At 59.4% G+C, this 21,360-nt stretch carries 19 protein-coding genes and 1 pseudogene; all 20 read left to right on the forward strand.

All coding sequences use genetic code 11. The features are described 5' to 3' along the window. Nucleotides 1–159, forward strand: a pseudogene (locus X742_RS1000000175620) (capsular biosynthesis protein CpsI); the annotation flags it as partial. A gap of 84 nt (nt 160–243) precedes the next feature. Continuing rightward, entirely contained in the window at nt 244–939 is a 696-nt protein-coding gene (locus X742_RS159475) for a methyltransferase domain-containing protein (RefSeq protein WP_198019193.1), read from the forward strand. A 112-nt stretch (nt 940–1,051) separates the two neighbouring features. Next, nucleotides 1,052–2,221 carry a glycosyltransferase gene (locus tag X742_RS159470; RefSeq protein ID WP_031247789.1) on the forward strand — a complete coding sequence of 390 codons (1,170 nt, stop codon included), beginning with the start codon at nt 1,052–1,054 and terminating at the stop codon, nt 2,219–2,221. A gap of 246 nt (nt 2,222–2,467) precedes the next feature. After that, nucleotides 2,468–3,556 carry a glycosyltransferase gene (locus X742_RS0136505; protein WP_198019194.1) on the forward strand — a complete coding sequence of 363 codons (1,089 nt, stop codon included), beginning with the start codon at nt 2,468–2,470 and terminating at the stop codon, nt 3,554–3,556. 35 nt (nt 3,557–3,591) lie between these two features. Continuing rightward, a complete protein-coding gene (locus tag X742_RS159465) occupies nt 3,592–4,404 on the forward strand; it encodes a class I SAM-dependent methyltransferase (protein ID WP_023771468.1) in 813 nt (270 codons plus the stop codon). 128 nt (nt 4,405–4,532) lie between these two features. Next, on the forward strand, nt 4,533–5,774 hold the full coding sequence (locus tag X742_RS159460; RefSeq protein WP_023771469.1) for an oligosaccharide repeat unit polymerase: 1,242 nt from the start codon (nt 4,533–4,535) through the stop codon (nt 5,772–5,774). Next, nucleotides 5,767–7,113: a lipopolysaccharide biosynthesis protein gene (locus X742_RS159455; protein WP_031247792.1), complete on the forward strand. Its 1,347-nt coding sequence runs from the start codon at nt 5,767–5,769 to the stop codon at nt 7,111–7,113. The genes X742_RS159460 and X742_RS159455 overlap by 8 nt, the downstream gene beginning before the upstream one ends. Before the next feature lie 176 nt (nt 7,114–7,289). Further along, nucleotides 7,290–8,240, forward strand: a complete 951-nt coding sequence (locus tag X742_RS1000000174775) for a glycosyltransferase family 4 protein (RefSeq protein ID WP_198019195.1) — start codon at nt 7,290–7,292, stop codon at nt 8,238–8,240. A gap of 34 nt (nt 8,241–8,274) precedes the next feature. After that, complete coding sequence (locus X742_RS159445) at nt 8,275–9,402, forward strand: glycosyltransferase family 4 protein (RefSeq protein ID WP_023771472.1); 1,128 nt, start codon at nt 8,275–8,277, stop codon at nt 9,400–9,402. Nucleotides 9,403–9,840: 438 nt separating this feature from the next. Continuing rightward, complete coding sequence (locus X742_RS0136510) at nt 9,841–10,335, forward strand: hypothetical protein (protein WP_031247794.1); 495 nt, start codon at nt 9,841–9,843, stop codon at nt 10,333–10,335. Between the two features lie 311 nt (nt 10,336–10,646). Next, nucleotides 10,647–10,967 carry a hypothetical protein gene (locus tag X742_RS159440; protein ID WP_023771474.1) on the forward strand — a complete coding sequence of 107 codons (321 nt, stop codon included), beginning with the start codon at nt 10,647–10,649 and terminating at the stop codon, nt 10,965–10,967. A gap of 125 nt (nt 10,968–11,092) precedes the next feature. After that, a complete protein-coding gene (locus X742_RS159435) occupies nt 11,093–11,905 on the forward strand; it encodes a CpsB/CapC family capsule biosynthesis tyrosine phosphatase (protein WP_023771475.1) in 813 nt (270 codons plus the stop codon). A 131-nt stretch (nt 11,906–12,036) separates the two neighbouring features. Next, entirely contained in the window at nt 12,037–12,675 is a 639-nt protein-coding gene (locus tag X742_RS159430; RefSeq protein WP_245275526.1) for a polysaccharide biosynthesis/export family protein, read from the forward strand. Between the two features lie 44 nt (nt 12,676–12,719). Then, the gene (locus X742_RS159425) at nt 12,720–15,101 is read left to right on the forward strand and encodes a polysaccharide biosynthesis tyrosine autokinase (RefSeq protein ID WP_023771477.1); all 2,382 of its coding nucleotides are present in this window, start codon (nt 12,720–12,722) and stop codon (nt 15,099–15,101) included. A 209-nt stretch (nt 15,102–15,310) separates the two neighbouring features. Continuing rightward, complete coding sequence (locus tag X742_RS159420) at nt 15,311–16,420, forward strand: hypothetical protein (protein ID WP_031247796.1); 1,110 nt, start codon at nt 15,311–15,313, stop codon at nt 16,418–16,420. Continuing rightward, the gene (locus X742_RS159415) at nt 16,417–17,751 is read left to right on the forward strand and encodes an O-antigen ligase family protein (protein ID WP_023771479.1); all 1,335 of its coding nucleotides are present in this window, start codon (nt 16,417–16,419) and stop codon (nt 17,749–17,751) included. Before X742_RS159420 ends, X742_RS159415 begins: the two co-directional genes overlap by 4 nt. A 151-nt stretch (nt 17,752–17,902) precedes the next feature. Next, nucleotides 17,903–18,784 (forward strand): glucose-1-phosphate thymidylyltransferase RfbA, encoded by an 882-nt coding sequence (gene rfbA / locus X742_RS159410; RefSeq protein WP_023771480.1) that lies wholly within the window; start codon nt 17,903–17,905, stop codon nt 18,782–18,784. After that, nucleotides 18,785–19,339 (forward strand): dTDP-4-dehydrorhamnose 3,5-epimerase, encoded by a 555-nt coding sequence (gene rfbC / locus X742_RS159405; RefSeq protein WP_023771481.1) that lies wholly within the window; start codon nt 18,785–18,787, stop codon nt 19,337–19,339. A gap of 25 nt (nt 19,340–19,364) precedes the next feature. Next, complete coding sequence (gene rfbB, locus X742_RS159400) at nt 19,365–20,435, forward strand: dTDP-glucose 4,6-dehydratase (RefSeq protein ID WP_023771482.1); 1,071 nt, start codon at nt 19,365–19,367, stop codon at nt 20,433–20,435. Further along, on the forward strand, nt 20,432–21,331 hold the full coding sequence (gene rfbD / locus X742_RS159395; protein WP_023771483.1) for a dTDP-4-dehydrorhamnose reductase: 900 nt from the start codon (nt 20,432–20,434) through the stop codon (nt 21,329–21,331). The genes rfbB and rfbD overlap by 4 nt, the downstream gene beginning before the upstream one ends. Nucleotides 21,332–21,360 lie beyond the last annotated feature (29 nt).

Here is a 21,360-nt window from a genome sequence, read left to right on the forward strand (position 1 = left end):
GTGATCGAGCTGCTGCCGCTGCAGGCCGGCGACGTGCCCGACACCTTCGCCGACACTTCGGCGCTGCAGGCGGCCGTCGGCTATCGCCCCCGCACCTCCGTCACCGAGGGGGTAGGGAGGTTCGTCGAGTGGTACCAGGATTATTTTGGGCGGGGATAGCGCGAAGCGATAAGGGAGGCAGTGTCGTTGCTGAGGGTGTTTGTACGCGCGAACGTGGCGGTCTCTGAATATCTTGACAGGGCCTTGCCGCCACGCCTTCGCGCGGACGGCAATCACACGTTCGCAACCGAAATCGCGCCGGCGCTGCTGTCTCCGGACGCATTGGTCTACGATCTGGGTGGAGGCGCAAGACCGCTCGTCAGCCTGCCGCAGAAGCGGCGCCTCGGGCTCGTCCTGGTAGGGCTTGATCTCGCCGCCGAGGAACTGTCCAAGGCTCCCGATGGACTCTATGACGAGCAGATCGAGGCAGACCTTACCGTGTTCAAGGGAAGGCAGGATGCTGATCTGGTCATATGCCAGGCGACCCTGGAACATGTTCGCGATGGAGAGGGCGCGCTTCGCGGCATCGCCAGTTGCGTCAAGCCGGGCGGTTTGGTTGCCATTTTCTCGCCATCACGCAATGCCGTTTTCGCCAGGTTGAACCTGATTTTGCCTGAGAGGATCAAGCGGCGGCTGCTGTTTGCCATCTATCCCGACAAAGGCAGGGGTCACGACGGATTTCCGGTTTTCTACGACAAATGCCTGCCAAGCGAGGTGGAAAGGATCGCGGCCCAAAATGGGTTGGAGCTTGTCCAGCGGCGCCTGTTCTGGAGAAGTTCATACTTCTATTCCTTCGTGCCGGCTTTCGTCGCCTGGCGCCTCTGGCTTGGTATCACCGCTCTCTTGCTCGGCAAGGATGCGGCGGAGACCTATGCCTATGTCTTTCGGCGAAAACAGTGATCCGTCGAAGATATTCTCCGCCGGTCCTGGCCCGTTTCCGGTTGCGCCTGCTCTCCAACGGGGGAGCAAGAGCCGAACGAGGCGGTATGGCGGCGGCCGGACTTCGAATCGGATGAAGCGAACGGGGAAAGATGGAAAGTCGTCGGGCGATCCGGATGCCCGGATCGCCGTCTTCATCCCCTCGCTGCGGGCAGGTGGCACCGAGCGCGCGATGCTTACCCTGGCCCGGGAATTCGACCGGCGCGGGTTGGTGACGGATCTCGTACTTGGATGTGCGACAGGGGAATATCTTCCACTGGTTCCAGACAGTATAAGGATAGTGGATCTGCAAGCGTCTCGCATGCTGTTTTCCCTGTTCGGCCTGATTCGCTACGTCAAGGCGGAGCAGCCGCGGGTGATGCTGTCGGCGCTGCCTCACGCGAACATCCTGGCAATAGTGTCGTCCTTCCTGTCACGGCAAGGGGTGCGTACGGTCATATCCGAGAGAAGCAACCTGTCCAGGACCCTTGCGGATACGAAATTGGTCCGTGAGAGATTTCTGCCGTTCCTCATGCGAATGACATATGGTTACGCCGACAGGATAATAGCCGTCTCACATGGCGTTGCGGACGATCTGATCAGGGGCATCGGGCTCGACCCGAATTCTGTCGAAGCAATCCACAACCCACTGGATGTCGAACACATTCGGGCACAGGCCAGCGCGCCCATTGATCATCCGTTCGCGGACGAGGACGGCAGGTCCCTGCTGGTCGCCGTCGGTCGCCTCGATTTCGCAAAGGACCATGCCACTCTGATTAGCAGCTTTTCACGGGTCGTAAGGAAACGACCGGTCAAACTGGCGATTATTGGGGAAGGGCCGCTGCGGGCGTCGCTGCAGACGATGATCGATGAACTCGAGTTGCGTTCCTCGGTCGCCCTGATCGGCTTTTCGAAAAATCCGTATCCGTGGATGCGCCGCGCCGCGCTGTTTCTCCATTCGTCGCGAAGGGAGGGCTTTCCCAATACGATTATCGAAGCGATGGCCTGCGGAGCTAGGGTGGTGAGCACGAATTGCGAAAGCGGCCCAGCGGAAATCCTGGAGGACGGCAAGTGGGGGCGGCTTGTCGCGGTGGGCGACGTGCAAGCCTTCGCGGCCGCGATATTGGCCGGGCTGGATGATGCCAGCCCACCCGATGTCAGACGTCGGGCCCAGGATTTCAGTGTCGAAAAAGTGGCTGACGCGTATCTGCTCGCGATGGGTATGGGCCTGGCGAGCGCCACCCGAAAGGAGTTCCAGGATTAAAGTCCTGCATGTCATCACCGGGCTGCACAATGGCGGTGCTGAGGCGGCTTTGTTCCGTCTGTGCATGGCCGAGCACACTCATTCGCCCGCAGTGGTCTCGCTTTCCGACGAAGGAAAATATGGCCCGCTGCTTCGGGAGGCGGGGGTGCCCCTGGCCTGTCTGTCGATGCCGAAGGGAAGGCTAAGCCTCGGCGGGCTCGCGGCATTTCGGCGTGTCTTGTCAGCCCATCGGCCTGATATAGTCCAGTGCTGGATGTACCATGCAAATCTGGTTGGTGGCGTCCTGTCGCGGCTTGTGGGTATCCGGCTGGTGGTTTGGGGAATGCACAATTCCGGTCTGGATCCGCTTGTCGCCCCCTTGGCCACGCGGATNGGCGTGTCTTGTCAGCCCATCGGCCTGATATAGTCCAGTGCTGGATGTACCATGCAAATCTGGTTGGTGGCGTGCTGTCGCGGCTTGCGGGTATCCGGCTGGTGGTTTGGGGAATGCACAATTCCGGTCTGGATCCGCTTGTCGCCCCCTTGGCCACGCGGATGGCGGACCGGGCCTGCGCGCTCATGTCCCGGATGGTCCCGACCCAGATCGTGAGCTGTTCGCAACAGGCGTCACGGCGCCATATCAGTGCGGGTTACTCGGCTTCGAACTGGACGATAATTCCGAACGGTTATGACCTGGCTGTCTTCGAGCCGGATGAGAGGGCGCGCAGTCGGCTGCGTCGGGCCTGGTCGATAGATGAAGGCCAATTCGTCATCGGAAGCGTCGCCCGCTGGCATCCCGACAAGGATCACAGGAATCTCGCCGCTGCCTTGGCCAAGCTGTCGGCGCGCGCCGAGTTCCCTTTCAAATGTATTCTCGCCGGCCCCGGAATCTCTCCTGAAAATAACGACCTTGCCGGACTGCTGGACCGTTACGGCGTTCGCGACAAGGTGATGCTGCTTGGTCCGAGCGACGGTGTCGCCGCTCTCATGAGTGCGTTCGACATCCATGTGCTTGCCTCGAGGCGCGAGGCATTCCCTAACGTGGTCGCCGAAGCCATGGCGTGCGGTACGCCTTGCGTGGCGACGGACGTCGGCGATATCGGCGTGATTGTCGGCAACACTGGATGTGTTGTTCCGAGCCAGGATCCCGACGCGCTTTCTCGCGCCATTACAAACATGGCTGTGGAAAACCGCAACTCGCCATCCTGGGAGACCAGACAGCAGGCATGCCGCAACCGCGTCGCCTCCGATTTTTCACTTGAGCGGATGGCAAGGGCATACAGCGCGCTATGGGAGAGATTGTCCGCCAAGGACTTGCGCACGGAAAACGACCAGGAACAGACAATTATATGGTAACCTCGCGAGTCATCAGGCAGACGGTGGGGATTGCCGTGTTGGAAACCGACAAGCTGTTCGCAGGCTCGATTCCGGAAAACTACGACCGCTACATGGTGCCTTTGATCTTTGAGCCGTTCGCCGCGGATATCGCACGACGAGCCGCGGCTCTATCGCCCGCTGCGGTCCTGGAAATCGCCGCGGGCACCGGGGTCGTCACCCGCGTATTGGCGCCAAGACTGTCGCCCGACGCAAGCTATGTCGTGACCGACCTAAACCAGCCGATGCTCGACTACGCGGCTTCGCGACAAACTCCTGACAGCCGCATCGAGTGGCGCCAAGCGGATGCCATGGCGCTGCCATTTGAAGATGGGGCCTTCGATCTTGTCTGTTGTCAGTTCGGTGCGATGTTCTTTCCGAACCGCACGTCTGCCTATCGCGAAGCCAGGCGGGTCCTGAAGCCCGGCGGACGGTTTTTGTTCAACGTGTGGGATCGCATCGAGGAGAATGTGTTCGCCGATGACGTGACCAACGCTCTCGCACGGATCTTTCCCGACGATCCCCCGCGCTTCCTGGCACGCACGCCGCACGGCTATCACGACAAGGTGCTGATCCGTCGCGACCTGGAGGATGCAGGTTTCTCCCGTGTTGTGATCGAGACGAGAGCCGAACAGAGCCGCGCATCCTCGGCACGTCTTCCGGCCGTTGCCTACTGTCAAGGCACTGTTCTTCGCACCGAAATCGAGGCCAGGGGCGCTGGAAAACTGGACGCCGCAACCGATTACGCGGCATCCGCCATCGCAGAAAGACACGGCGGCGGCGAAGTCGCCGCTAAAATTCAGGCCCATGTAATCATGGCCGAGGTCTAGGTGTCGGCGGGCCCGTTCCGCACGACATGTTGCCCGCCGTACCGCACTTGCAAGGCATTCGCAGCGCCACACCAGCCGGATTTGTGAGCCGCAGGGCGCGAGGATATTGGGAGCTAGGCACGAGGGTGATGGTGCGGGACGTCAGAAGAGATTACCTGGTCTCGCCCTTTGTGCTTACGCCGCAAATGCTTTTGCTTATATCGAGCCTGCTTTATTTCTTTCCATTTCTTGCCGGCGGCTTTCAGTATGTTGACGTTGGCGGAAGGAAGTATGATTTCACATATGATTTGGGCACGGGGTATGCCATCGCCGTTTCCATGGCTTGCATCGTCGCGGCGATGGTTGGCTTCGTTCCGAGACGCCAGAGTTTCGAAATTGAGGGAGATAGCCAAGGAGAGTCGTTGGTAATAATCGCGATGATCATTATTTTCGGCGGAATTTCAATTGCGAACCCGGCACTTTTCTCCGCTTCTAAGGTTGATGTTTTATCGTCAACTGGTCGATTACAGTATATATTTTACAATGCTTGTATCATCGGCGTGGTCTTTGGGGGTCTGGCCGGGTGGAGGAAATCCAAGCTTGTTATTGCCCTGAGCTGCCTTGGGCTAATCTTGACGCTCTATATTGGGCATCGATCCCCAGTTGCGATAACTATTCTATCTCTGCTGTATGTAAGATGCAGGAATGTTCCGTTGATAATGATAAGAAAACGGTATGTAATCGGCGGGCTTTCAGCATTATTTTTTCTGGCGATGTACAAGTCTGTCTACTCTGCGGTGAAGGCGGGGAATTTCGAGCTTGTCGGCCAGAAAATGAAATTCGACCAGCTGTCAGATTCCACCCTTGTCGGGTTGGAGCAGTTCGTGACATTGGCTCATTTGGATCTCATCGTAAAATATAACTACACATTGCCTTGTTCCAATCTCTGGTTGGTGCCGCTTTCTTTCATTCCATTCTCGGATGCGGTCTTCGGCAAGGATGGCTGCACTTACAACGAGCAGGTCCAGCCGCTGCTCTTTCCAGGCTACAGTGGCGGTGTGGCGGCAAATATCTGGGCGGAGTTCTATGCAAATTTCGGATACGCCGGATTTCCGCTGCTCGTCATTATTCTTTCCCTGGTCTGTGTCGCCATCGAAGCAATAATCCGCAACGTGCGCAGCGCGACGCTCAAGTCTGGTCTGATCGTGGCGATCATCCACCTTACCTTCTACATCCAGCGCAAGGAACTGCTCGCCGCGTTCATCTCCGCCAAGCGGGTCATCCTTGTGTCGGTTTTCGTATTCGGGCTGGTGTATCTCCATCGAAAGTGCTTCCCGCAAGCGCCTGCGATGGAAGCGGGAGTGCGGGGCCTGCGCCGGGACCATGGCTGACGACATGACGGCGATAGCCAAACCTTCTGGATGGATACGCGCACGCAGGGTCGCCCGGGACGTCACCGTGACCACATCCTCAAGTGGGGTGGCGGCTTTGTGTTCCATCATCGCGTTGGCGCTCAATGCACGCTCGCTCGGCCCCGGAGATTTTGGCACCCTCGCCGTAATCCAGGCCTATGTCACGTTCATCTCCGGCCTCGCTACGTTCGAGAGTTGGCAGCCTGTCATCAGGCTGTCCGCCAGGTCGCGCTCGCGTCTTGGCCGGGCAGCATCATGCGGGATCGCGCTCGACGTTTCGGCGGCCGTTGTCGCCACTGCGGTGGCGGCCGGTGGGGTCCTGCTGTTTGGAGAGTCGATCGGCGTGTCCCACCAGGATCGGCTTCTGGCGCTGATCTACAGTCTCACCTTGCTGGCCAGCCTCGCGGGCACACCCAAGGGGGTGCTTCGCCTGAATGGGCGGTACGACGTCATTGCCGGCAATCAACTCGCCCAGGGGGCTGCCGTGGTTGTTGCCGCGCTCGTCCTCTGGGCCATCGAAGCGCCTCTGATCGCCTATGTGGCTGTGTTGGCGGCGATCGGTGCGCTCTACAATCTGACGCTGTTCGTCCGGCTGCTTGTCTATGCCCGACGCGAGAACATCAAACTATTCAATCCGCTTCGTTCCCGTTCCAGGCGGCGTTTCTTTTGGACATTCCTTGTCATGGCTACTGGGACCGGTGTGCTGTCGACACTGGTGAGTGCTAGACGACATGTAGCCTTGTTCCTTGTCGCCGGTCTTTTAGGAGATGTTGCCGCCGGCGCCTATTCCGTAGCGTCGCGTCTGGCGACGATGATGTCCCGGCTGACCGGCCCCTTGAACCAGGTGATCTTTCCCGAAATGGCGAAAGTGTCCAACGAAGAATCTCCTTCCCGCCTAAACAGGTTGAACGCTCGCATCACGATGATTTCGGCATGTGTCGCCGCGGGCATGGCGGCTGGCGGTATCGTGCTGCAAAAATTCATCGTGGTTCTGGCCGCCGGCTCGGCCTATGCCGATGCCTCGCTGCTTTTCGCTATCTTGTTCGCGGCCGAGTGCCTCGGCCTGGCCGGAATGCATTTCAATCCTTTGATCCAGGTTCTGGCCGGAACAAAACCGCTTCTCAAGATCATGGCGTCGTCATTCATCGTCTACCTGCCGCTTTCGTTCGTCCTGTCGGGCTGGATCGGAATTCCGGGTATTGCATGGGCAGGTCTGATCGCATCGGCGCTGGTCTATACGGCAATGATGCTGGTTTCGCAATTGTTGCTGAAAAAGCAGATCCGAATCACGGAAAATATCCCAGGTCTGACAGTTTGAGATACTTGTTTTGCCTACCAAGATATCACACCAATGTTGTGCCTTGGGTGCGCATACTGACCTCGGCCGGGCATCATGTTGCAGTCGACGTCGTCGACACAGGGGCGACGGAGAACCACATACTTGTTTCTCCCAATGTGGTGGCACCATCGGCGCTGTCACGAAGAGTTATGCACATGGATCCGAGCGGTATCCCAAACTCGCCCTTTTCCTTTCCTGGTCTTGTTTCCTACTGGAGACATCTTCGGGTCGAGAATCCCGATGTGGTGATCGTGCGCGGCGTGACGCGATGGTTCTGCAGGATCGCCGCGTTGTGCGCGATTTTGCAAGGCCGCAAGCTGGTTATCTACGATCAGGAGGATGTCAGGCCTCAGGCATGGAGCGGCACATGGTTACGCAGAGCTGTCTTTCGGCAACTCGGGATTGCGCACTTCACGTCACGGCTTCCGTCCAATCCTGGCCCTATCGGTGCGGGAGGCGCCATGCCCCTGCCATTCGGAAATCCCTTCGAGCCGATCCAGATCGGAGGGCTGCGAGGCAGGCCGTTGCATTCGCCGCCCCGAATCTTGATGGTGGCAAAATACCGGGAGCGAAAGGGGCACAGTTTACTTCTGAGGGCACTGGCGGTGATCTCGGCGTCCACACCATTCTCCATAACGTTGTGCGGCGAGGAGGCGACGCATTCCGATACGGCTTTTTGTGAGGCCTTGCGGCAAGAGGCCCAAGCGCTTGGACTGGCGAACAGACTTCGGTTTCAAAACAACGTAGCTCATGACAGGATGATCTCGATCTATGCCAGCCATGATCTCTTGATATTGCCCTCGCGTACCGAACCTGCCGCGGTATCTCCCGTCGAGGCCGCCTGGGCGGGATGTGCCGTATTGATGTCGCGTGACAGCGGCACGAGGCAGTACCTCCCTCCGGGTTCCGGGTTCGACTTCGATCCAGACGACCCGCAAGACATCGCCCGCGCGGTTGCCGGGCTTATTGCCCGGCCCGAGGACCTCAGGCTTGCAAGAGACGCATGCTTCACGCGCATTTCTTCAGTTGCCGATGACGATGTGATCTTGCGGCTGTTCGAGACTTTGCGGCCGCACGCCGTGCGGCTGTGCGAGACGATGGGCTGATGCATATCCGGAGGGGCGGGGAGTGGGGTCGGAAGTGGGAAGGAAGATTGTCATCTCGATCAACACGTCCTGGAACGTCGTCAATTTCCGCAAGGGCCTGATCGAGGCGTTGCGGCGGCGCGGCTATGATGTCGTCATCGTCGCGCCGAGGGACGAGTATTCATCCTTGATCCCAGGGATGGGTTGCCGCCACGTCGACATCGAAATCGACAATTCCGGCACCTCGCCTTTTCGCGACCTTGCGCTTCTGTGGCGCTACTGGCTTATCCTGCGCCGCGAGAAGCCGCTGGCGTTCGTAGGCTTCACCATCAAGCCCAACGTGTTCGGCTCTATGGCTGCAAACCTGAATGGCATTCCGGTCATAAACAATATTTCGGGGCTCGGCACTGTCTTCGTCCAGGGCGGCCTTCTCCAGGGAATCGCCAAAGCCCTTTATCGCCTGGCGCTGGCCCGTTCGAAGGTGGTCTTCTTTCAGAACGGCGACGACCGGATGCTGTTCGTCGGCGCGCGCATCGTGCGCAAGGAACGGACCGCGATGCTGCCCGGCTCAGGCGTCGATCTCGCGCGCTTCTCGCCGTCGCCGCGCCAGCGCGCGCCGTCCGATGCCGTCGTATTTCTGCTGGTGGCCAGGCTGCTATGGGACAAGGGTGTCGGTGAGTTCATCGAAGCTGCCCGCCTCGTCCGTCGCCAAGCGCCTGCGGTGCGCTTCCAACTCCTTGGCTTTCTCGATGTCGAGAACCGAACCGCGATCAGCCGCGCTGAAATCGAGCAGTGGGTCGACGAGGGTTTGGTCGAGTATCTCGGTGCCACCGACGACGTTCGCCCTTTCCTGGGTGCCGCCGATTGCGTCGTCCTGCCTTCCTACAGGGAGGGCACGCCGCGCTCGCTGCTCGAGGCGGCCGCGATGGGCAAACCTCTGATCGCCGCGGACGTGCCCGGCTGCAAGGAGGTGGTGGACCATGCCGTCAACGGTTTCCTTTGCAAGGTCAGGGATGCCAGCGACCTGTCCGCACGGATGATCGATTTCGTGACGATGGACGGTCACTCCAGGGACGCGATGGGGAACGAGAGCCGGAAAAAGGTTGAACGGCAGTTTTCGGAAACGATCGTCGTCGAGAGTTACATGCATCAGATAGAGAAGCTCACGGCTGCCGCCATGTGATGAGCGGCTATCGCCTTCCGCTTCTCGGCAGTGATCCGGCCGACACCGGATCTGTTCCGTCTTAGCGGCCGATCGCCGGGGCTTCATTGAGCCCCTGCCAGTCCACGATTGTCCGACCAGGCGCAAGCTGCCGTGGCTTCATCGGTGATGGTGAACCACCGTCCCCGTCCGCCAAGTCTGATCAGGAGCGCTCGCGCGCAGTTACGGGGAAAATGAAACCTCAATTGTTTGTCGGGTAATCTGAAATTCGTCGGCGATAGTCAGAACTGTTCATGCGCAATTGCTAAAGTGGTGAGATCCCAAAGGCACGAGCAAGTCAAAATTCTAGCGCCAGCGCGAAACAGGTTGGAATCGTGGCAAGAAACTGTTACGCGCTGATGTCATGAACTTTTGATTTGGCAAATTCCAAGGAGCGGCTTCGAGAGAAGGGGAAAACGAATGAATCTCATCGTCAGAACTGTGGTGGTTGGATTTGTTGTTTCAGTCGGTTTCGGTTTCGGTTCCGTTTCCGCGTCTGCTCAGAAAGCATCTTGCAGTTGCGCGACTGCCTATCATGGTGCGTCAAATCCGGTTGGATCCATTGTTTCCGCCAAGGGCGATGTGATGGTGTCGCAGGCCGCCGGCTACAGCCCGGCCAAGGCAGGAAATACGCTTGATTCCGGCGGTCGTGTGGTGGTCGGCGCCAAGGGGTCGGCGTCCGTGGCCCTGGGCGGCTGCAACCTGGATGTGCCGGCGAATTCGAGCCTGGATATCTCTCTTGTCGAGGGCAACATCTGCCTCAAGCTGATTGGCTCCGAGCAGACCGCCGCCATCCAGCAGTCTGGCGGAGCGGTCGGCGGTTCCGGTCCGCCCGAGGGAATTTTTGCTGGTGGGCTTCTTGCGACCGGCGTGCTTGCGGCCACGCAGGACGACGACAGCGCTGTCAGCTGTTGAAGGCTGTGGCCCACTGCCGTGATTGGCCGCGGCGCGCCGATAGTGTCTTTAGACGGGTTCGTTAAACCATATTGCATTAGTACTTGTTGAAATAGTGTGGGCGATTCCTGGCAGGGAATAGCTGTTTCGGTGGGGCGGAAATGACGGGTCGAGTTGGAGTTGTTATTGCTTTTGTAGCGCTCGCAGCGGGAAATGCCTTGTTTGCCGGGTCCGCGGCTTTCGCACAGGCAGCGCAGTGTTCCTGCCTTGCAGCCATACCGGTTTCGGGAAGTGTGGTCGGCCAGTTGACCAATGTCCAAGGTGACGTGCGGATGTCACAGGCTGGCGGTTATGCCGGTGTGAATGGCGAGGCGTCGGTCTATTCGGGCGCACGCATCATGACAGGGGCGCAGGCTTCGGCTTCCCTGGTTGTGGGCACCAATTGCGCGTTCAACGTTCCGGCGAATGTGACCGTCCAGATCGACCCTGTCGAGGGCGGTATGTGCGTGTCGTTCGATGCACCGCAAGCCGCTGTCGTGCCGGCCGGTTCCGAGCCCGGCGTTTTGCCGGTTCTCCTCGGTGCCGGTGCGACTGGCGGTGGCGCGGCCCTTATTCTCGGCCTGCAGGATGACGATGACGCCGTCAGCCGCTAGTCGGCCCCCAGCGTTCCTGTTCTGAGTAAGCTTGTGAAATGCGTCATTCGCCGCCATGCGGGTGATGCGTTTGTATTTTGTCGAGGCTGTGGCGTCGCTTTGCCTCCATGCAGACAGAAACGCCAATGATCGACCTGCATTCCCATATTCTGCCTGGTCTCGACGATGGCTCTTCCAGTCTGGCTGAATCGCTCGAAATGGCGCGGCTGGCAGTGGCTGATGGGACAACGCATATGGTGTGCACCCCGCACGTCATGCCTGGCGTCCATGAGAACGGCACGACAAACATTCCCCAGGCAGTCGAGGCGCTGGTCAGGGAACTTGCTCGCGCCGGCATCCCGCTTGTCCTCTACGTCGGCGCCGACGTTCATGTTTCGCCTGATCTTCCCGACCGGCTAAAGCTCGGCAAAGTGCCGACGTTGAACGGGTCGCGCTATTTCCTCTTCGAGCCACCGCATCACATCTTGCCGCCGCGGCTCGAGGAACTCGCTTCCCGCCTCGTTGGCGCTGGCTATATTCCGATCCTAACCCATCCTGAACGGTTGACCTGGATCAAATCGAACTATGGCGTAGTCGAGCGATTGAACACATTGGGCTGCCTTATCCAGCTCACGGCGGATTCGGTCGTGGGAGCCTTTGGCCGGACCGCTCTCTACTACTCGGAAAAGCTGCTCGACGAAGGCAGGGTGGACATCATCGCATCCGATGCGCATGGCCTGTCGAGGCGTCGGCCGGGGCTTTCCCAGGCCGTGGTCGCTATAGCAAATCGGTGGGGCGAAGATGAAGCCTACAATATGGCGGTAAAACGGCCGGTCGCGGTATTGCAGAATCGGCTGCTCGCGCCCATCGGAAAAGTGAGCACCAAGAAATTGTATGCCGGCAGCGCGGGCCGTTTCGGCGGATTGGGTCGGCTGTTCAAGAGCGGGTCTCTGGGATGAACATTTTCGATCTTGCCAGAAACAATGCAGGTATGCCGACGCTGGCCGCGTTGCTTGCACTCTCTGCTTGCGCGAGCTCTTCTTCGACATCATCAACGGCCTCGGTCGAAGCGTTGCAACCGACATCGTCTTTGAGGGCCCTTGCCGGCGGTGGTGCGCTGCAGGTGGTGAAAGACCTGCCGGCGCCGCAAAACACGCAAAATGGCAGCGAGCAGCCGCTGTCAGCCAACGACGTGCTCGAAGTCAGCGTCTTCCAGGTCGATAATTTGAACAGGACCGTTCAGGTCGATGCCAGCGGCCAGATTTCCCTTCCGCTCATTGGCGCGATGATCGCCGCCGGCAAGACCGTTCGTCAGCTCGAGAAGGAAATCGAGACCGCGTACGGCGCAAAATATCTGCAATCGCCTGACGTGACGATTTTCGTGAAGGAATCGGTAGGCCAGCGCATTACGGTCGACGGCGAAGTCAACAGGGCAGGTATCTATCCGGTGTCCAGCAGCGCTTCCTTGCTGGATGCGATCGCGCTCGCCGGAGGGTTCAATGCTGTCGGCGACGGCGGCAAGGTGTTCGTCTATCGCAATTTTGGCCAGAGCAGGCTGGTCGCCAACTACAATGTCGAGGAAATTCGCGCAGGCAAGAATCGCAACCCGCGCATCTACGGCGGCGACGTGATCGTCGTTTTCGCTTCGAAGTCGAAAATCGCGATGAACAATCTCAAGGACGCCTTGGGTCTCGCCTCGAGCGCGGCCCGCATCGCGGTCATTCCATAAGACAGGCAAGGCGGGCCACGGACAAACCAGGATGACTTTGCGCCATGCTCGATCGCAACAGGCAGCCCCAAATTGCCGGCTCCGGACATGGCCAAGGCCTGTCCGCGGATCTTTATTACGATGCGGCGCAAAATTATAGCCCGTATGGTCGAGACTATGCCGCCCAGCACGAGGGCTTCAATCCGCTCCGTTTGCTGTTCTATGTCATCCAGTATCGCTGGCTGATCGTCATGACGGCAGTGGCGGGCCTCGTCGCCGGTGGCATTGTGACGATGATGCAGACACCCAAATATCAAGCGACGACGCAGTTGGAGGTTCTGGTCCCTTCGGCAAAGGTCTTCCAGGACATTGAAGTGGTTTCCGAAAACAGTGACGTCCGGGCCTTTCTAACCGCCCGGGAGAAATTGAAGAGCAGGGCCTTGGCGCAGCGCGTGGTCTTTCAATTGGGCCTAGCCGAAAAGCCGGACTTCCTGTTTCCGACTCCGAGTTTTTCAATCGGCAACATCTTCTACCGCGCCTTCGGAATTTCCAAATCGCCCTCGATCCAGGAAAAGACCCCCGAAGAGCGGGAAGGCATGGCGATCAAGCGCGTCCTCGATGACCTCACGGTCAATCTGGTGACGAACACCAGCCTGTTGTCGATCACCTTTGTCGACCAAAAGCCGAAATATGCGAGCGATGTCGCCAATCAGGTCGCCCAGAGCTTCATCGATCAGCGTCTCGACCAGACCAGCGAGACGTCGGATCTGGCAAGGCAGTTCATTCAGGAGCAGGTCCTGCAGGTCAAACAGAAGCTGCAGAAGTCCGAGGAGGAACTGGTCGCCTATGCCAAGGATGCCGGCATAACCGTCACCGGCGGCGACAAATCGCTGATCGGGTCAAACATCGAGGCCCTCAACACGGCACTCGCGACCGCAATCCAGGAGCGTCTCGATGCCGGGCGGATGGTGGGCCAGATAGACAAGGGGCGTGGCGCCAGTCTCGGTCCGGTTCTGGAAAGCGAAGGCCTGCAGAAGCTCAGTGAAAAGCTCGCGGACCTCACAAGTCAATACCAGCAGAAATTAGGCGTCCTGAAACCTGGCTTTCCGGAGATGCAGCAGTTGCAGTCGCAGATCAAGGAGCTGCAGCGGCTCTACAACAATGGCGTGCTGGCGATAACCGACTCGCTACGATTGAAATTTCAGGAAGCGCAGAACAAGGAAGCCGACCTCAAGGCCAAGCTTACGGAACTGGAAAAGCAGCAGATCGTCTTCAACGACAAGAACATCAAATACACCATCCTCAAGCGCGAGGTCGATTCCAACCGGTCGCAGTATGACGGCCTGATCGCCAAGCTGAACGAAGTCGGCGTGAGCTCTGAACTTAAGACGCAAAGCGCTGCCATTGTCGATTTCGCGACCCGGCCCTTGAGCCCTTATTCTCCTCGCCTCAGCATCAATCTTGCAATATCCCTGGCGCTCTTCATGGCCTTGAGTGCGTCGATCATCTATATCGTCGAATTGCTCAACAACACCTTCACAAATCCGGAGCAGATCGAAAAAGAGCTCGGATTGGCCATGCTCGGCATCTTGCCGCTCGTCGACGACCGGGAACTCATAGCCAGCATAGCCGATCAGAAATCGGGGCTTTCGGAGGCCTATCGTTCGTTGCGGACGTCGCTGCAATTCTCAGGAGCGCAAGGGGCGCCGCGTTCGCTGCTGGTGACCAGCTCCGAACCGTCGGAGGGTAAATCGACCACATCGTTCAAGCTTAGCCAGGATTTTGCCGCTCTCGGCGCAAAGATTCTACTTGTCGACGGTGATTTGCGCAAACCCAATTTGCATCGACTGTTCGGCCTCGACAACGCGATCGGCTTGAGCAATCTCCTGACAAACACCGTTCGCAAGGAAGATCTAGCCGGTATCTTCAGAGCGACGAAATATCCCAATGTGACTGTTCTGACATCGGGGACGATACCGCCGAACCCGGCTGACCTGCTCTCTTCGCCCAAGATGGCGCTGATCATCACCAATCTCGGCAAGCGCTTCGATCTGGTCATCATCGATGCGCCACCGGTCGTTGGCCTTTCGGATGCGCCGATCCTCGGCCGGCTTGCCGAAGGCACGCTGATGGTGATTTCCACCAACCAGGTAACCCGCAAATCCGCCAAAACGGCTCTGAAGCGTCTACGAGCAGCCGGAGCGAATGTCATCGGGGCAGCGATGTCGAAATTCCAGGTGAACAAGTTCGACTACAACTACGCCTACAAATATATGAATTACCAGTATTACGAATACGGCACGAATACCCAGAAAATCGAGGGCAAAGTCGATGGTGGAGCAGCAGACCAGCCCGCGTATGCAAAGTCTCCTGCGTTCAGGCGTTTGGTTCGTCGCCTCCGTTCTGGTGTTGATAGCTTCGTCGATCGGGCTAAGTCGTCTTCTTGAGACTGGAACGCCGAGCGTCTCTCTCGCGCTGGATCCGTTGAACGTAGATGCTTTGATAGGCGAGATCGCCGGCAAACTGAACCAGACGAACGACGGTGCCGACCTCGATGGATTAGCCATAAAGGCTCGAAATGCGCTTCGTTTCAATGTCGCGGATGCACGCCTCTATAGCCTGATCGGTGNCAAGCGTCTCTCTCGCGCTGGATCCGTTGAACGTAGATGCTTTGATAGGCGAGATCGCCGGCAAACTGAACCAGACGAACGACGGTGCCGACCTCGATGGATTGGCCGTAAAGGCTCGAAATGCGCTTCGTTTCAATGTCGCGGATGCACGCCTCTATAGCCTGATCGGTGAGATCAAGTATCGCCAGGGCGAGAAGGACCAGGCGTTCGAACTCTTTGATCGGGCTCGAATGCTGTCCAAGACCGAAATACACGCATTGCAGAGATCCATCGATCGCTCCGTCGAGACGGGCAACCTGGTAAGGGCTGTAGCCGAAATCGATATCTTGCTGCGTCGGTGGCCTGATCAATTTTCAACCGTGGCCGTCGGTTGGCCGGCCATTCTCGCCAATCCCGACGGGTACGGGGCCGTGCTCGCCGCCATCCGGGCGCAGGCGCCATGGCGGGGCAAGCTTTTTTCGACCCTTGGCCAGAACCACCAGGGCTTGGCGGCCGCAAACCAACTGCTGCTCGATCTCGCGGGGTCCTCGACGCCTCCAACGTCCAACGAATTGTCGGCCGTGATCGATGGCTACATCAAGCAAAGGCAATATGACCCGGCCTATCGGCTCTTTCTCTTCAGCCTGTCCGACGAGGAACGGAAACTGGGCGGCTACATTTTCAACGGCGGCTTCGAACCGGTCCAGAGCGGCAAACCATTCGACTGGGTGATACACGACCGGTCGGGTATGGAGATCACCTTCGCCGGGTCGCGGGATGCAGGTGAAAGCGACCGCGGAGCGAAGATTCGATTTCTGAACACGCCCGTCAAGAACGCGGCGCTTCAGCAATTTATCAAACTTCCTCCTGGCTCCTACAGGATTTCCCTGAACGCTTCGGCCACGAATCTCAAACTGCCGAGGGATTTGTTCTGGTCTCTCAGGTGCGTCGCTCCCTCACGCGAAATAGCGCGCTTCAACATACCGGAAGGCACCTACAACAGGCGAAGCCTGAGCCTGGACTTCGCGGTTGAGTCGGCGGCGTGCCCGATGCAGTTGCTGAGACTGGAAACGGACGCGATCGCACAGAGTTGGCGGTTTCGGTATGTCGGGACGTTGGTCATGCACAAATTGAGCATTGAAAGAGTATCGTCGTGAGAGAACGGTCGCGACAGCCCACGCACTGGGACAAATATCTGCTTGGCTCGGTGCTCTTTCTATCCCTGCTGATTGGTGGCGGCACCGCGAGCGGTCTGTACACCGAGACGCTGATCGAGATTGCGGCGCTCATCTCCGCCGCGGCGATCCTCTCGAGGCCGTCGCAACAGGCAATTCCCCGCGTCGTCTTGTGGTTGCTTGCTCTCGTGGTTGCGGTGTTCTGTTTTCAGGTCGTGCCGCTGCCAGCGACCCTGCTCGAAGGGGTGCGGCCCGGGGTGCTGCTTGCGGACCCATGGCTGGATGGCGGAAGCCGGCTGCGCTTCGTCAGCGTCGGAGTGGGGCGCACTGTCGAGTGCATGCTCTATTTTGTCGCGGCCGCGGTATTCTTCCTCGCCGTCCTGCGCCTGCGCGCCGAGCAGGTCTACGGTCTTCTGCCGTTCTTTTTCATGGGGGTGATCTGCAACAGCCTGGCGGCGGCGATCCAGTATTCGCTCTCCGATACCGTGGCCATTGAGGGACTGCTGCCGTTTACCATCAACGCGGGTCTCTTTGCCAACCAGAACCATTTCTCGGCCTTGCTCTTCGTCTCGATCCCGTTCGTGGTTTATTATGGCTTGTTCCGCGGCCATCTTCTTTCAGGAGCGCTCGGCCTGGTAACCCTCCTGCTGCTTCTTCTCGCCGCCGGTTCGCGGGCTGGCATTTTGATCGGGCTGGTGATCACCGCCATCTCCGTTGTCTTCCTGTCCGCGCGTTCGAGGGTTGGTGGTTATGGCATCCTCGCGGTTTTCATCGGTCTTTCGATCTACACGATCGGCGCGTGGGCAAAGATCGATGCCAAAGTGGTCGACCCGGCCTTCGGACGAGCCGAATTCGCACGGACCACGATTGAGGGAATTGAACAGAATTGGACCACCGGTGTCGGATTTGGTGCTTTTCAGAAGGTTTACCAGATCCATGAAAAAGGCAGCATGATCTTCAAGTCTTATGTCAATCATGCGCACAACGATTATCTGGAATTGGCGTTGGAGGGCGGCTTGCCAGTTATCTTGCTGATGGTTGCCTATGCAGTGCTGCTGTCCGCATCGTCCGCCGTAATTCGCGGAGAGCCGTTGCAGAAGGCGGCTTTTCTGTCGCTAGCTTTTCTGCTCGTTCANTCCCTCGTCGATTATCCCCTGCGAACCGCCGCCCTTGCGATGACGTTTGCCTGTTTGAACGGTATTGTCTTTCACTGCGGTTTTGCCGATCGGCTCGACCTGAGGGATGAACAGGGTAAGGCCAGCCGCCGTGATGAGGGCAATCTGCTTGTTCCGGTCAGGGCATCGGCCACGTAGGACCGGGTAGGTTCGGCCGAAGCGGGAGGCGCCAGCCGATTGCCGGTGCGTGGGCAATGCGTTTGTTGTGTACCGCATTGACAAGCCAATGCATGAAACCTAAGCACAGGCACTCAGGGCCGGGGGGCTTTGGCATGTCGAGGAGAGCTTCTTGAAAGGAATTATCCTTGCTGGAGGCAGTGGAACGCGTCTTTATCCACTAACATTAGCAGTCTCTAAGCAAATTCTTCCCATCTACGACAAGCCGATGATCTATTATCCGCTGAGCGTTTTAATGCTCGCGGGAATAAGAGAGATCCTGGTCATTTCGACGCCGCGTGATCTGCCGGCTTTCCGTGGCTTGCTCGGCGACGGATCGGACTTCGGGCTGGCGCTGTCTTACGCTGAGCAGCCTCAGCCCAATGGCCTCGCGGAAGCCTTCATCATCGGCCGCGATTTCATCGGCAAGGACAGCGTGTCGATGATCCTGGGCGACAACATCTATTTTGGCGACGGGCTGTCGCAGCTTTGCCGCGCCGCTGCATCGCGCCAGACAGGCGCTTCGGTGTTCGCCTACCATGTCGAGGATCCCGAACGCTATGGCGTGGTGTCCTTCGACAAGGCGACCGGGACCGCGCTGACGATCGAGGAAAAGCCACAAAGCCCGAAGTCCAACTGGGCCGTCACGGGTCTTTATTTCTACGACAATGACGTCGTCGACATCGCCCCGACCATCCGCCCTTCGGCGCGGGGCGAGATCGAGATCACGGCGGTCAACAATATCTATCTCGAGCGCGGCCAGCTTCATGTTCACCGGTTGGGACGCGGCTATGCCTGGCTCGACACCGGCACGCATGATAGCCTGCATGAAGCTTCTTCCTTCGTGCGCACGATTGAACACCGCCAGGGCATCAAGGTCGCTTGTCCGGAGGAAATCGCCTTCGAGCAGGGCTGGCTGACGGCGGACATGGTGCTGGATCGTGCAGCTCGCCTGGGAAAGAACGAGTATGCCAGCTATCTGCGCCGGCGGGTCGCCGACCTGTTGGAGGGGTAGATGCTGGAGGTGAGACCCCTTGGCCTCGACGGCGTGCTGGAGATCGTGCCGAAGCGACATGGCGACGCGCGCGGTTTCTTCATGGAAACCTACAATGCCGAGCGCTTTTCGCGGGCCGGCATCGACCTGGTTTTCGTGCAGGACAACCACTCCTATTCCGCCGCCGCGGGCGTGCTGCGCGGGCTCCATTACCAGCTAGCGCCGCGTGCCCAGGACAAGCTGCTGCGGGTGATCCGCGGCAGCATTCTCGATGTCGCGGTCGATATCCGCCGCACCTCGAAAACCTTCGGAAAATGGGCCGCCCTCGAAGTGTCGGCGCAAAAAGGCAACCAGATCCTGGTGCCAAACGGCTTCGCGCACGCCTTCGTCACGCTCGTGCCCGACACCGAGGTGCTGTACAAGGTGACCGACACCTATTCGCCCGAGCATGATCGGTCGATCCGTTTCGACGATCCTGCCATCGGCATCGAGTGGCCGTCGCTGGCCGGCGGCTTCCAGCTTTCTGACAAGGACCTGAAGGCGCCGCTGCTCGCCGTCGCCGAGGTATTCGCCTGATGGGTGTTTGCGTGAGGACCGGGGTATGAATTTTCTGGTGACGGGCGGTGCCGGCTTCATCGGCTCGGCGGTATGCAGGCATTTGTGCGCCAACCCGGCATACCGGGTGACCAATCTCGACAAGCTGACCTATGCGGGCAATCTGGCGTCGCTGCGGCCGATCGAGAACGCCCATAATTACAGCTTCGCTCAGGCCGACATCTGTGACGAGAGGGCGGTGCTCGACCTTCTGCGCCGGCACGACATCGATATCGTCATGAACCTGGCCGCCGAAAGCCATGTCGACCGCTCGATCGACGGACCGGGCGCCTTCATCGAGACCAACATCGTCGGCACCTACAAGATCCTTAACGCCGCGCTGGAATACTGGCGTAGCCTGTCCGACGACAGGAAAAGCCGCTTCCGCTTCCATCACGTCTCCACCGACGAGGTGTTCGGCGACCTGCCTTTCGAAGGCGGCATGTTCGTCGAGGAGACGCCCTACGCGCCGTCTTCGCCCTATTCCGCCTCGAAGGCGGCCTCGGACCATCTGGTGCGCGCCTGGCACGAGACCTACGGCCTGCCTGTCGTGCTTTCCAACTGTTCGAACAATTACGGCCCCTATCATTTTCCCGAGAAGCTGATCCCGCTCGTCATCCTCAACGCGCTCGACGAAAAGCCGCTGCCGGTCTATGGCGCCGGCGCCAATGTGCGCGACTGGCTGTTCGTCGAGGATCACGCGCGCGCCTTGGAGCTCGTCGCCACGAAAGGGCATCCGGGCGAGAGCTACAATGTCGGCGGCAATTCGGAACGCACCAACCTTGCCGTCGTCGAGACGATCTGCGATCTGCTTGACGCCAGGCGTCCTCGCGCCCGCGGCAGGCGCTATCGCGAGCTGATCTCCTTCGTCACCGACCGTCCCGGCCACGACCGCCGCTACGCCATCGACGCCACCAAGATAGGCCGCGAGCTCGGCTGGACGCCCAGGGAGAATTTCGACAGCGGCCTGGCCAGGACCGTGGACTGGTTCCTCGACAATGAATGGTGGTGGGGGCCGATCCGCGAACAGCGCTATGCCGGCGAGAGACTGGGCGAAGCCCGCAAGGTGGGCGCGTGAGGCTCCTCGTCACCGGACGCGACGGCCAGGTCGCGGCAAGCTTGCTCGCGGCCGGCCAGGCGCGCGCGGGCGTGGAGGTCGCCGCCATCGGCCGCCCGGAGCTTGACCTGGCACGGCCCGACAGCATCATCGACGTCATCGCGGGTGCCAAGCCCGATATCGTCGTGTCGGCCGCCGCCTACACGGCCGTCGACCAGGCCGAGGACGAGCCCGATCTGGCCTTTGCGGTCAACGCGACCGGACCCGGCAAGGTGGCGGAGACCGCGGCGCGGCTCGGCGTTCCTGTCATCCATCTTTCGACCGACTATGTCTTCGACGGCAGTAAGGCCGGCGCCTATGTCGATACGGATCCGACGGCGCCGCTCGGCGTCTATGGCGCCTCCAAGCTTGCCGGCGAACAGGCGGTGGCCGCCGCCAATCCGCGCCACCTGATCCTGCGCACCGCCTGGGTCTACAGTCCGTTCGGCAAGAATTTCGTCAAGACCATGCTGCGGCTCGCCGCCGACCGCGACGAGATATCGGTGGTATCGGATCAATGGGGAAACCCGACATCGGCGCTTGATATCGCCGACGCGATCCTGCATGCGGCTGCGGTGCTGCATGGCGACAAGAGCTTCGCCCGGTTCGGCACTTATCATTTGGCCGGCAGTGGCGAGACCAGCTGGAGCGGCTTTGCCCGCCACATCCTCGACACAAGCCTGAAGTTTGGTGGTCCTTGGGCGCGGGTACGGGATATCACGACGATGGATTACCCAACCAGGGCGCGCCGCCCTGTCAACTCGCGGCTATCGAGCGCGAAATTTGGCGCAGCATTCGGATGGACGGCGCCGGACTGGCAGAAGTCGGCGCGAGAAGTGGTCCATCGTCTCGTAAGCGGGGTCTCCAACGGTCCCTAACTGCATGACCAAGCAGCGGCCAGTGGAGG

Origin of the sequence: Mesorhizobium sp. LNHC229A00, assembly GCF_000502415.1 — a bacterium.
Taxonomy (GTDB): domain Bacteria; phylum Pseudomonadota; class Alphaproteobacteria; order Rhizobiales; family Rhizobiaceae; genus Mesorhizobium.

Coding starts and splice junctions, on each gene's coding strand:
- rfbB (WP_023771482.1), top strand. CDS start 19,365: ATGAATTTTCTGGTGACGGGCGGTGCCGGCTTCATCGGCTCGGCGGTA.
- X742_RS1000000174775 (WP_198019195.1), top strand. CDS start 7,290: ATGGATCCGAGCGGTATCCCAAACTCGCCCTTTTCCTTTCCTGGTCTT.
- X742_RS159440 (WP_023771474.1), top strand. CDS start 10,647: ATGTCACAGGCTGGCGGTTATGCCGGTGTGAATGGCGAGGCGTCGGTC.
- X742_RS0136510 (WP_031247794.1), top strand. CDS start 9,841: ATGAATCTCATCGTCAGAACTGTGGTGGTTGGATTTGTTGTTTCAGTC.
- X742_RS159470 (WP_031247789.1), top strand. CDS start 1,052: ATGAAGCGAACGGGGAAAGATGGAAAGTCGTCGGGCGATCCGGATGCC.
- X742_RS159435 (WP_023771475.1), top strand. CDS start 11,093: ATGATCGACCTGCATTCCCATATTCTGCCTGGTCTCGACGATGGCTCT.
- rfbC (WP_023771481.1), top strand. CDS start 18,785: ATGCTGGAGGTGAGACCCCTTGGCCTCGACGGCGTGCTGGAGATCGTG.
- X742_RS159460 (WP_023771469.1), top strand. CDS start 4,533: ATGGTGCGGGACGTCAGAAGAGATTACCTGGTCTCGCCCTTTGTGCTT.
- X742_RS159425 (WP_023771477.1), top strand. CDS start 12,720: ATGCTCGATCGCAACAGGCAGCCCCAAATTGCCGGCTCCGGACATGGC.
- X742_RS159455 (WP_031247792.1), top strand. CDS start 5,767: ATGGCTGACGACATGACGGCGATAGCCAAACCTTCTGGATGGATACGC.